Source organism: Pedococcus sp. P2_E5, assembly GCF_056403895.1.
This window is the reverse complement of record NZ_JBFUEP010000027.1, coordinates 47,463-58,217: the sequence shown is the minus strand read 5'-3', so window position 1 is coordinate 58,217 and position 10,755 is coordinate 47,463. Positions and strand designations below refer to the sequence as shown.

Below are 10,755 nucleotides of genomic sequence, written 5' to 3'. Positions count from 1 at the left end.
CCAGGGGCTGGACGACGGGCGCGAGGCGGTGCGCGGTGCTGCGTGGGTGGTGCGGGCTCGACCTGGTCAGACCAGGCCGACCACGATCAGGGTCATCAGGGCGATCAGCGTGATCGCACCGAGGAAGAGGCCGCCGCCGATGTCGGACTGGGTCTCGGCGTAGGGGCGGTCGCTGTGCAGGTAGTCGTGGGGGTACTTGGCGTGGCCGCGCGAGTGGCGGCCGGCGCGCTCTGCGGCGCGGGTTCGGGTTCGGGTGGTGGAACGGGTCATGTCACTCACTCCTTTCAATACGCTACGTACCGTATCGTATCTCATTGGGATGAGGCAAACCGCGATGAGTTCGCCGACCGGTCCGGGTCGATACTGGTGACCCGAGGAGGACCTGTGACGGACCGAGCGCATCCCGATGCGACACGCAACCGGCTGAGGTGGAGCGACACCTTCATGCCCACGTTCGTGCAGCTGCTGGCGAACGTGCTGCTCGTGTCGGTCATCAACTTCACGGTCTGGTTCGCCATCACCTTCTTCGTCTACCTCGAGACGCGGTCGGTCTTCGCGACGGGCATGATCGCCGGCATCTTCCTCGTGGCCACGATGCTCACCGGGATCTGGTTCGGCAGCCTGGTCGACCACCACTCGAAGAAGGCCGTCATGCAGGGGTCGGCCCTGGCCTCGCTGGTCTTCTATGCCGCCTCGTTCGGGCTCTACCTCGTGACGCCGCGCGAGGAGTTCACCGACCCGACGAGCGTGCGCCTGTGGGTCTTCGTGGTCCTCCTGATGACCGGCATGATCGCGGGCAACCTGCGCACGATCGCCCTGCCGACCGTGGTCACCGCGCTCGTCCCCGAGCACCAGCGCGACCGCGCGAACGGGCTCGTCGGCACCACCTCGGGGGTGTCGTTCCTCGTCACCTCGGTGATCAGCGGCCTGCTCGTCGGCGCCAACGGCATGTTCGGCGTGCTGGTCCTGGCCCTCGTCGTGATCGGGCTCGCGCTGGTGCACCTGCCGTTCGTGAAGCTCCCCTCGCACGTCGACTCGGCGGCCGACGGCGGCGACCACAAGGTCGACCTGGCGGGCACCGTGAAGGTCGTCCGCGGCATACCGGGCATGCCTGCGCTCATCGTGTTCTCGACGATCAACAACTTCCTCGGCGGCGTGTTCATGGCCCTCATGGACGCCTACGGCCTGTCGATGGTGTCGGTGCAGACGTGGGGCCTGCTCTGGGGCGCCCTGTCCGGCGTCCTGATCATCACGGGGCTGCTGATCACCCGCACCGGCCTGTCCTCCAACCCGGTGCGACTCATCCTGCTCCTCAACGTCGCGATGTGGACGACGACCGTGGTCTTCCCAATGCGCAACTCGATCATCTGGCTGGCCGTCGGGATGGTCGTCTACATGGCACTGATCCCGTACGTCGAGGCCTCCGAGCAGACGGTGCTCCAGAAGGTCGTCCCCTACGAGCGGCAGGGGCGGGTCTTCGGGTTCGCCCAGAGCGTGGAGCAGTCCGCCTCGCCGCTGACGGCGTTCCTGATCAGCCCGCTGGCCCAGTTCGCCTTCATCCCGTTCATGACCGACGGGGTCGGAGCGGACTGGATCGGTTCGTGGTTCGGCACCGGGCCGACGCGCGGCATCGCCCTGGTCTTCGTCCTCGCCGGACTGCTGGGCCTGGCGCTGACGACCTACGCGCTCACCAGCCGCTTCTACCGCCAGCTGCGCGACCGGTATGCCGCGGCGCCGGCAGCCGTGCCACAGCAGGCTCCGGCGCCCTGAGTTTGAAGGATCCGCAGGACCAGGGCCCCGACGATCCTTCAGACTCGCGCGGTCAGGCGGTGCCGCCGCCGACGTCCCCGTGCGGGACGGGCTGACCCAGGCGGCCGGCCTGGTAGTCCTCGAAGGCCCTGCGGACCTCGGCCTCGGTGTTCATGACGAACGGGCCGGCCCACGCGACGGGTTCGCGGATCGGGAGGCCACCGAGCACGACGACGTCCAGTCCCGCGGCATACCGCTCCTGCTGGGTGCGGGCCGAGGACAGCTGGATCGCGTCGCCGGGTCCGAAGACGGCGAGCTGGCCGGGGCCGACCGGCGTCTGGTCGGGGCCCACGAAGCCGTCACCGCTCATGACGTAGACGAGGGCGTTGAAGTCCCGCCGCCACGGGAGGGACAGCTCGCCGCCGGGAGCCACGGTCGCGTGGACCATCGCCATGGGGGTGTGGGTGGAGCCGGGACCCTGCACTCCGCCGACCTCGCCGGCGATGACGCGCAGCAGCGAGCCGCCGTCCGCGGAGGTGAGCAGGCCCACCTCACTGGAGCGGAGGTCTTGGTAGGCCGGTGCCTTGAGCTTGTCGACCTTCGGCAGGTTGACCCACAGCTGGAACCCGTGGAAGAGGCCACCGCTGACCACGAGGTGCTCGGGCGGGGCCTCGATGTGCAGGATCCCGGATCCGGCGGTCATCCACTGGGTGTCGCCGTCGGTGATCGTGCCGCCGCCGCCGAACGAGTCGTGGTGGTCGAAGATGCCGTCGATGATGTAGGTGACCGTCTCGAAGCCACGGTGCGGGTGCCAGGGAGTTCCCTTGGGCTCGCCGGGCGCGTACTCGACCGCACCCATCTCGTCCATGTGGATGAACGGGTCGAGGTCGCGCAGGTCGACGCCGGCGAAAGCGCGCTTGACCGGGAATCCCTCCCCTTCGAGTCCGCTGGGGGCGCTGGTCACGGACCGGACGCGGCGCTGCTCGGCGATGGCGCCGGGCGCGGGGACGCGCGGCAGGACCGTGAGGTCGGCGACGGAGACAGCAGGCATGGTCACTCCCGATCTAGTTCGAATTTCAACTATCCCGTAGAACCAGCGCGGGCGTCAACCCATTCCCCCCACCGGTCGCCGACGACGAAGCCCGGCCGCAGGCGTGCTGCTGACCGGGCCTCGGGTGTCGTCAGACCTGCGGGCGACGGTCCCCGCGGTCGGCCTCCCCGCGGTCGGCCTCCTCGCGCTCGGCCTCCTCGCGCTCGGCCACCTCGCGGTCGGCCTCCTCGCGCTCGCCGATGCGGTCCTCGTCGGCCGCGTCGCGACGGGCGTCCCCCCGGCCGTCGCCACCGTCCGCCCGGCCGTCGCCAGCTCGGTCAGCCTCCACCGTCTCGGTCTCCGTCTCGGCTTTCCCCTCGGACACGTCGACGTCGGGGTCGCGCTCGTCCGCCCGCCGAAGCTGTTCGTCGCGGTTCTCGCGCGCCGCCTCGGCATCCTCGGCCCGTCGCTGGGCCTCCGACTCGAGCTGGACCGCCCGGGCCTGCTGCTCCTGCGCCTCGGCCCTGGCCTTCTGGGCCTGCGCCTGGGCCTCGGCGGCCGCGGCGTCCCGCTCGCGGTGGTCGCGGTCGTGCTGCCCCGCCTCGGTCCGCAGTTCCGCCGCTTCTTCGCGACGGGTTTCGAGCTGGCGGCTCCTGTTCATCATGACGAGCCAGGCGACGACAGCCACGACGACGACGATGACGATGATCCAGACGATGGGTTTCATGAGCCCTCCTGGGTTGGGCCGGAACGGGGTCCCCGGCACTGGCAACCTAGGGCAGGTCCGCTGCCACGTCCACCTCGCGCCCGCGCGTTTGCGCAGGTCAGCGCGCTGGAGGAGGTCTCAGCTCCGGTGTCGACCCTCCGTCGGGGCGGGGTCGGAACCGCCCTGACCACGCGGCTGGGTGGCCCGAGCAGTGGCATCGAGGACGTCGGTGAGGAACCGCAACACGAGCTCCTGGTCCGCCCGGCTGTACGCACCGATCGCGGCCTGCATCTCCCCCGCCAGCGGACCGAACACCTGGCGACCGACCGCCATCGCGTTGTCGGTCATCTCGATCGCCACCCGCCGACGGTCGCTGCTGGCGTGGGTGCGTTGCACGTGGCCGACGCCCTCGAGCCGGGTCAGGAGGGCCGAGGTCGCCGGAGCGCTGAGGTTGAGCGCGGCGGCCAGCTCGGTCGGCGTCAGGTGGACCCCCGCGCGCCCGGCCTCCATGACGTGCCCGAGCGCCACCAGGTCGGTCCGGTGCATCCCGACGGCGCCGCCATGGACATCGATGTAGCGGTCCATCGCGGTGGTGAAGGATCGGAGGGCGTCGATGATCGCCGAGGACACGGCGTCGCCGGCCGGGCCTCGCTCACGAGGACGCGGGTACCCGGGGTGGCGAGTGCTCATGGGGTGAGTGTAGTGTTTCCATCGTGGAACTATTCCAAGATGGACAGGATCGCCACCACGCCGCGTCCCGCGGCCTCGACCACGGCCTGTTCGGGCCGCTCGGGCGCGCGCTCGGACGGTTGAACGGACCGCGCTCGAAGTGGGTGGTCGTCGCGCTGGCCATCGTCGTGTCGGGAGCGGCCTTCGCGTTCGCCGGGGAGCCGGCGCCGGTCGCCACCACGGCTGCGTCGCTGCCGTCGAGCGCCGAGGCCGCCCGCGCCGCCGCTTTGCGCGAGAGCCTGCCGTCGAGCGGCGTCGCGTCCGCCGTCGTCGTCTACACGAGGCCTGGCGGCACTCTGAGCCAGGCCGATGCGCAGGCCCTCCAGGGGTCCCGAGCACGTGTCGTCGACGCCGTCACCCCATGGGCGCCGAACGCGCCGACCGGTGCCGGCGAAGGTGCCGGAGCAGGTTCCGGTGCAGCTGCGACTGCGCCCCAGCTCTCGCCGGACCGGTCTACCGCGCTGGTCGTGGTGCCGCTGCGCGCCGACCTGGCGGATGCCGAAGTGTCCGAAGCCGTGGCTGCCCTGCGGTCGGCGGTGGCGGCCGACCTGCCCGACGGGGTCACCGCCGTCGTCACCGGAGGTCCGGCCTTCGCCGCCGACATCGGCGCCGTCTTCGACGGTGCGGACATCCGACTCCTCGGGGCGACCGCAGCGGTGGTGGCCATCCTGCTGCTGCTCACCTACCGCAGCCCATGGCTGTGGCTCGTGCCGCTGACCGTGGTCGGCACCGGCGACCAGGTCGCGAGCAAGGTAATCGCCCTGCTGAGCCGAACCACCGACCTGCGCGCCGACGGCGCCGTCACCGGTATCACCTCCGTGCTGGTGTTCGGGGCCGGGACCAACTACGCCCTGCTGCTCATCGCCCGCTACCGCGAGGAGCTGCGCCGCACCGAGGACCGCCACGAGGCCATGCGTGCGGCCTTGCGCTCCGCCGCGCCGGCGATCCTCGCCAGCGGTGGCACCGTGATCCTCGCGCTCCTCAGCCTCGGCCTCGCCGACGACCCGTTCGCCCGGTCCCTCGGGTATGCCGGTGCCGTGGGCATCGCCATCGCCCTCACCTATGCACTCCTCGCCCTCCCGGCGACCATGGTGCTGTTCGGGCGCCGACTCTTTTGGCCGTTCGTGCCGCGGGTCGGCACGCTCGACCCCAGTCACGCGGGAGTGTGGAAGCGGCTCGGGGAGGCGGTGACCCGTCGACCGGTCGTCGTGGGCGTCGCCTCGGTCGCTGTGCTGGTGACCCTGGCGTTGGGCGGCACCAGCCTGTCGATCGGCCAGTCACCCCAGGAGCAGTTCCTCGACAAGCCCGAGGCCGTGGTGGGCCAGGAGCAGCTGGCGCGGGCCTTCCCAGCCGGCACGAGCGAGCCGGCTGTCGTCATCGCCGACCGGGCCGCCACCGACGCCGTGGTCAGCGCCGCCAGGACCGTGCCGGGAGTCCAGGACGTCCGCACCGCCGGCGGCGACTCCCGGCTGGTCCAGCTCGACGTGGTGCTGACCGCAGACCCGGGCACCACCGCTGCCTTCGACCAGGTGGGGGCCCTGCGTGCTGCGGTCCACGCCGTCCCGCGTGCCGACGCCGTGGTCGGCGGCGCGGACGCGGAGGCACTCGACGCCCGCACGACGACCGAAGGAGACCGGCTGCTGCTGTTCCCACTCATCCTCGGGATCGTCCTGGTCGTCCTGTTGCTGCTCCTGCGGTCGGTCGTGGCCGCCCTGGTGCTGGTGACGACGGTCGTGGCCACCTATGTCGCGAGCATGGGCGCGAGCTGGTTCGCCTTCCAGCACGTCCTGGGCTTCCCGCCGCTCGACGTCAGCACCCCCCTGTTGGCCTTCCTCTTCCTCGTGGCGCTGGGCGTGGACTACAACATCTTCCTGGCCACACGGGCTCGCGAGGAGGCCGCCGGAGGCGTGAGCGCGCGCGAGTCGATCGTTGCGGCCCTGGCCGTCACCGGCGGTGTGATCACCAGCGCGGGCGTCCTGCTCGCCGCCGTCTTCGCCGTGCTGGGCGTGCTGCCCCTGGTGCAGCTGGCTCAGATCGGCGTCATCGTCGGCTTCGGCGTCCTGCTCGACACCCTGCTCGTCCGATCGGTGCTGGTCCCGGCTGTCGTGAGCCTCCTCGGCGAGCGGTTCTGGTGGCCGAGCCACCCCTTGGCCGCACACCGCCGACCCGCCCTGTTGGAACCAGAACTGCCGGATCTCCGGTAGTTCCACTTCCAACAGAGGGGGAAGGTCAGGTCGAGAGGCCGAGGTCGGCGACGGACTTCTCGCGCATCTCGACCTTGCGCACCTTGCCGGTCACGGTCATCGGGAACTCGTCGACGATCGTGACGTAGCGCGGGATCTTGTAGTGCGCGAGCTTGCCGGTCGCAAAGGCCCGCACCGCGGCGGCATCGAGCGGCTCGGCGCCCTCCTTCATGCGGATCCACGCGCACAGCTCCTCGCCGTACTTCTCGTCAGGCACCCCGATCACCTGGGCATCGAGGATGTCGGGGTGGGTGTAGAGGAACTCCTCGATCTCGCGGGGGTAGACGTTCTCCCCACCGCGGATGACCATGTCCTTGATCCGGCCGGTGATCTGCACGTAGCCGTCGTCGTCCATCACCGCGATGTCCCCGGTGTGCATCCACCCGTCGACCAGCACCTCGTCGGTCTTGTCCTGCTGCTCCCAGTAGCCGAGCATCACCGAGTAGCCCTTGGTGCAGAACTCGCCGGCCTCACCACGCGGCAGCGTCTCCCCGGTCGCCGGCTCGACCACCTTGATCTCCAGGTGCGGTCCGACGCGGCCGACCGTGCCGACCTTCTGCTCGAACGTGTCGTCGGTGCGGTTCTGGGTCGACACCGGCGACGTCTCGGTCATCCCGTAGGCGATCGTCACCTCCGTGATCCCGGCGTCGATGAGCTTGGTCATCATCGTTGCAGGACACGGCGATCCAGCCATGATCCCGGTCCTCACCGAGGAGAGGTCGTATGCCGCGAAGTCGGGGAGCGACCACTCCGCGATGAACATCGTGGGCACGCCGTAGAGCGAGGTGCACTTCTCGTCGGCGGTCGCCCTGAGCGTCGCGGCAGGGTCGAACCCGGGGGCAGGGATAACCATCGCGGCGCCGTGGGTGGTGCACGCGAGGTTGCCCATGACCATGCCGAAGCAGTGGTAGAACGGCACCGGGATGCAGACCCGGTCGGCCTCGGTGTAGCGGCACAGCTCGCCCACGAAGAACCCGTTGTTGAGGATGTTGCGGTGCGACAGGGTGGCACCCTTGGGGAAGCCGGTGGTGCCCGACGTGTACTGGATGTTGATCGCGTCGTGCGGGTCCAGGCTCGACTGCACCTGCGCGACCTGCTCCGACGTGACCTCGTCGGACCGGGCCAGCAGGGCATCCCACGATGCCTGTCCGAAGACGTAGGAGTCACGCACGCCCGGGCAGCTCCCGCGCACCTCCTCGAGCATCGCGACGTAGTCGCTGGTCTTGAACGACTCGGCGAGGAAGACCGCCGAGATGCCGGCCTGCTTCAGGACGAACTCCAGCTCGTGCGTCCGGTAGCTGGGGTTGATGTTGACCAGGATCGCGCCGATCGTGGCCGTGGCGTACTGCACCACCGTCCACTGCGCGCAGTTCGGCGCCCAGATGCCGACCCTCTCGCCCTTGTTTACCCCGGTGGCGAGCAGCGCACGGGCGAGCCGGTCCACCTCGGCCGCGAAATCGGCATACGTCCAGCGGATCCCCTGGGCCACGTCCACCAGGGCGTCGCGCTCACCGAACCGGGCCACGGTCGCAGCCAGGTTGTCGGGGATCGTCTGCTCGAGCAGCGGGACGTCGGTCTCGCCCACGGTGTGCGACAGCGTTGTCATGCCTGTCATCCCACCGCGCACACCGACATCCCACAACCCCGTGCGTCCGTTCGTCGGCGAACGGCGGGGTCGGCCAACAGAAGCCGGTGTCGACGCGCGGTCGGCTGCGGGTACCGTCCGTCGGGACATGAGCGCAACCATCCAGGCCACCAACCTCGCCGCCGGGCACGGCGCTCGAGCGCTCTTCGCGGGGCTCGACCTCATCGTGGCGTCCGGGGACGTCATCGGTCTGGTCGGCGCGAACGGCGCGGGCAAGTCGACGCTGCTGCGGCTGCTCGCCGGCGACCTGGAGCCCGAGGAGGGCTCGGTCGCACTGACCCCCGCGAGCGCGACCGTCGGGCACCTGCCCCAGGAACCGGAGCGCCGACCCGGCGAGACCGTGGCCGGGTTCATCGCGCGCCGCACCGGCGTGAGCCACGCCGAGGACACCATGAACGCCGCCGCCGAGGCGCTCGCCGACCCGGCGCCGGGCGCCGACGACCGGTATGCCGCGGCGCTGGAGACGTGGTTGGCGCTGGGTGGCGCGGACCTCGAGCAGCGCGCCGCCACCACTGTCGCCTCGCTGGGCCTGGGGGTCGACCTCGAGATGCCGATGACCGCCCTGTCCGGCGGGCAGGCGGCCAGGGCGGGGCTGGCGGCACTGCTGCTCTCGCGCTACGACGTGCTCCTGCTGGACGAACCGACCAACGACCTCGACCTCGACGGGCTCGAGCGGCTGGAGCAGTTCGTCGCCGGCCTGCGCAGCCCGGCCGTCATCATCAGCCATGACCGGGAGTTCCTGGCCCGCACCGTCACCCGCGTCGTCGAGCTCGACCTGGCACAGCAGCAGGTGGGGGTCTACGAGGGTGGCTACGACAGCTACCTCGCCGAGCGGGAGGTCGCGCGACGGCACGCGCGCGAGGAGTACGAGGAGTACGCCGACACCCGGGGACGGCTGCAGCAGCGCGCGGTGACCCAGCGCAACTGGATGGCGGTCGGGGTCCGCAACGCCCGTCGCAAGGCCACCGACAACGACAAGTTCATCCCGGCCTTTCGCGCCGAGTCGGCGGAGAAGCAGGCCGCCAAGGCCAGGCAGACCGAGCGGATGATCGAGCGCCTCGAGGTGGTCGAGGAGCCGCGCAAGGAGTGGGACCTGCGCATGACCATCGCCGCTGCGCCCCGCTCCGGATCGATCGTGGCATCGGCAGCGGGTGCGGTCGTGCGACGAGGCGACTTCACGCTCGGGCCGATCGACGTCCAGGTGGACTGGGCCGACCGGATCGTCGTCACGGGCGCCAACGGCTCGGGCAAGACGACGCTGCTCGGGGTCCTGTTGGGCACGATCCCCGTCGATGCGGGAACCGCCGGCCTCGGGTCGTCGGTGAGGGTCGGCGAGGTGGACCAGGCACGCGGGCTCTTCCTCGGGCCGCAGCCGCTGGCCCGGGCGTTCGCGGACGCCCTCCCGACCTGGCCCGACGCCGACGTCCGCACGCTGCTCGCGAAGTTCGGGCTGGGCGCCGAGCACGTGCACCGACCGGCCGACTCGCTGTCACCGGGCGAGCGCACCCGGGCAGCGTTGGCACTGCTGCAGGCCCGCGAGGTCAACCTGCTGGTCCTCGACGAACCCACCAACCACCTCGACCTGCCCGCCATCGAACAGCTGGAACAGGCCCTCGACTCGTTCGGCGGGACCGTCCTGCTCGTCACCCACGACCGCCGGATGTTGGCTGACGTCACCGCCACTCGTCGCTGGCACGTCGAGGACGGCCGCATCCGCGAGCGCTAGGCGAGCGTCGCGGCATACGGTCAGTCGCTCAGCTGAGGAACAGGTCGGGCGCCAGGCCCTCGTCCTTGCCCGTCATCGAGTACGCCGCGAAGTCGGCGACGCCGCGCGCCCGCAGCAGGTCCTCGTCGATGATCGTCTGCCCGTTGAGGCCCTGGCCCTCGGTGGTGAGGATCTCCCAGGCGGCGTCCGCCACGATGTCGGGCTTGCGGCTGACCTTGACCATCTGGTCGCCGCCGGGGAGGTTGCCGATCGCGTCGGTCGCGACCAGGGTCGCCGGCCACAGACAGGTGGACGAGACGCCCTTCTGGCCCAGCTCGTGGGCGAAGCCCAGCGCTGCGAGCGTCATCCCATACTTCGCCATCGTGTATGCCGGGTGGCCGGCGAACCAGCGCGGGTCCAGGTTGATGGGCGGTGACAGGGTCAGGACCTTGGGGTCCGGCGAGGCCAGCAGGTGAGGGAGAGCCGCCTTGGTCAGCATGAAGGTGCCCCGGACGTTGACGTCCTGCATGAGGTCGTAGCGCTTGGGGTCGAGCGTGGCGGTGGGGCTGAGGTTGAGCACGCTCGCGTTGTTGACGACGATGTCGATCCCGCCGAACGCGGCTGCCGTCTGCTCGACGGCCGCCGCGAGGGTCTCGTCGTCGCGCACGTCGCCCACCACCGCGAGCGCCTTGCCGCCAGCCGCCTCGATCGCCTCGGCCGCCGTGTGGATGGTGCCGACGAGACGCGGGTCCGCCTTGTCGGTCTTGGCGATGAGCGTGATGTTCGCCCCGTCGCGGGCGGCCCGCACGGCGATCGCGAGGCCGATGCCACGGCTGCCGCCGGACATGATGATGGTCTTGCCGGAGAGCGTCGTCATGGTTGCGAGCCTAGTTACCGCGCGGTAGCCCCGGTACCGGGAAGCCCCGTGGCCCTCGTCACGGTGAGCAG

General features: G+C 70.7%; 9 protein-coding genes. 3 read left to right on the top strand and 6 right to left on the bottom strand.

What is annotated here, in order from left to right:
• Positions 1 to 66: 66 nt before the first annotated feature.
• On the bottom strand, positions 67 to 270 hold the full coding sequence (locus AC1DVZ_RS10880; protein WP_477618211.1) for a hypothetical protein: 204 nt from the start codon (positions 268 to 270) through the stop codon (positions 67 to 69).
• Between the two features lie 174 nt (positions 271 to 444).
• Here AC1DVZ_RS10880 and AC1DVZ_RS10875 point away from each other — a divergent pair, with 174 nt between their 5' ends.
• Positions 445 to 1,770 (top strand): MFS transporter, encoded by a 1,326-nt coding sequence (locus AC1DVZ_RS10875; protein WP_477618210.1) that lies wholly within the window; start codon positions 445 to 447, stop codon positions 1,768 to 1,770.
• 52 nt (positions 1,771 to 1,822) lie between these two features.
• On the opposite strand, the gene AC1DVZ_RS10870 is transcribed toward AC1DVZ_RS10875, so the two are convergent.
• From AC1DVZ_RS10870 to AC1DVZ_RS10860, 3 genes are all read right to left on the bottom strand, one after another.
• A complete protein-coding gene (locus AC1DVZ_RS10870; protein ID WP_477618209.1) occupies positions 1,823 to 2,800 on the bottom strand; it encodes a pirin family protein in 978 nt (325 codons plus the stop codon).
• Positions 2,801 to 2,930: 130 nt separating this feature from the next.
• A complete protein-coding gene (locus AC1DVZ_RS10865) occupies positions 2,931 to 3,506 on the bottom strand; it encodes a hypothetical protein (RefSeq protein WP_477618208.1) in 576 nt (191 codons plus the stop codon).
• A gap of 117 nt (positions 3,507 to 3,623) precedes the next feature.
• Positions 3,624 to 4,175 carry a MarR family winged helix-turn-helix transcriptional regulator gene (locus AC1DVZ_RS10860; RefSeq protein WP_477618207.1) on the bottom strand — a complete coding sequence of 184 codons (552 nt, stop codon included), beginning with the start codon at positions 4,173 to 4,175 and terminating at the stop codon, positions 3,624 to 3,626.
• Between the two features lie 23 nt (positions 4,176 to 4,198).
• Between AC1DVZ_RS10860 and AC1DVZ_RS10855 the strand changes: the two genes are divergently transcribed.
• Positions 4,199 to 6,418, top strand: coding sequence for an MMPL family transporter (locus AC1DVZ_RS10855; protein ID WP_477618206.1), 2,220 nt, complete (start codon positions 4,199 to 4,201; stop codon positions 6,416 to 6,418).
• A gap of 25 nt (positions 6,419 to 6,443) precedes the next feature.
• On the opposite strand, the gene AC1DVZ_RS10850 is transcribed toward AC1DVZ_RS10855, so the two are convergent.
• Positions 6,444 to 8,072, bottom strand: a complete 1,629-nt coding sequence (locus AC1DVZ_RS10850; RefSeq protein ID WP_477618205.1) for an AMP-binding protein — start codon at positions 8,070 to 8,072, stop codon at positions 6,444 to 6,446.
• Between the two features lie 118 nt (positions 8,073 to 8,190).
• Here AC1DVZ_RS10850 and AC1DVZ_RS10845 point away from each other — a divergent pair, with 118 nt between their 5' ends.
• Complete coding sequence (locus AC1DVZ_RS10845; protein ID WP_477618204.1) at positions 8,191 to 9,828, top strand: ABC-F family ATP-binding cassette domain-containing protein; 1,638 nt, start codon at positions 8,191 to 8,193, stop codon at positions 9,826 to 9,828.
• A gap of 28 nt (positions 9,829 to 9,856) precedes the next feature.
• Here AC1DVZ_RS10845 and AC1DVZ_RS10840 read toward each other — a convergent pair whose 3' ends face one another.
• Complete coding sequence (locus tag AC1DVZ_RS10840; RefSeq protein ID WP_477618203.1) at positions 9,857 to 10,684, bottom strand: SDR family oxidoreductase; 828 nt, start codon at positions 10,682 to 10,684, stop codon at positions 9,857 to 9,859.
• Positions 10,685 to 10,755 lie beyond the last annotated feature (71 nt).

Coding starts and splice junctions, on each gene's coding strand:
- AC1DVZ_RS10880 (WP_477618211.1), bottom strand. CDS start 270: ATGACCCGTTCCACCACCCGAACCCGAACCCGCGCCGCAGAGCGCGCC.
- AC1DVZ_RS10875 (WP_477618210.1), top strand. CDS start 445: ATGCCCACGTTCGTGCAGCTGCTGGCGAACGTGCTGCTCGTGTCGGTC.
- AC1DVZ_RS10870 (WP_477618209.1), bottom strand. CDS start 2,800: ATGCCTGCTGTCTCCGTCGCCGACCTCACGGTCCTGCCGCGCGTCCCC.
- AC1DVZ_RS10865 (WP_477618208.1), bottom strand. CDS start 3,506: ATGAAACCCATCGTCTGGATCATCGTCATCGTCGTCGTCGTGGCTGTC.
- AC1DVZ_RS10860 (WP_477618207.1), bottom strand. CDS start 4,175: ATGAGCACTCGCCACCCCGGGTACCCGCGTCCTCGTGAGCGAGGCCCG.
- AC1DVZ_RS10850 (WP_477618205.1), bottom strand. CDS start 8,072: ATGACAGGCATGACAACGCTGTCGCACACCGTGGGCGAGACCGACGTC.
- AC1DVZ_RS10845 (WP_477618204.1), top strand. CDS start 8,191: ATGAGCGCAACCATCCAGGCCACCAACCTCGCCGCCGGGCACGGCGCT.
- AC1DVZ_RS10840 (WP_477618203.1), bottom strand. CDS start 10,684: ATGACGACGCTCTCCGGCAAGACCATCATCATGTCCGGCGGCAGCCGT.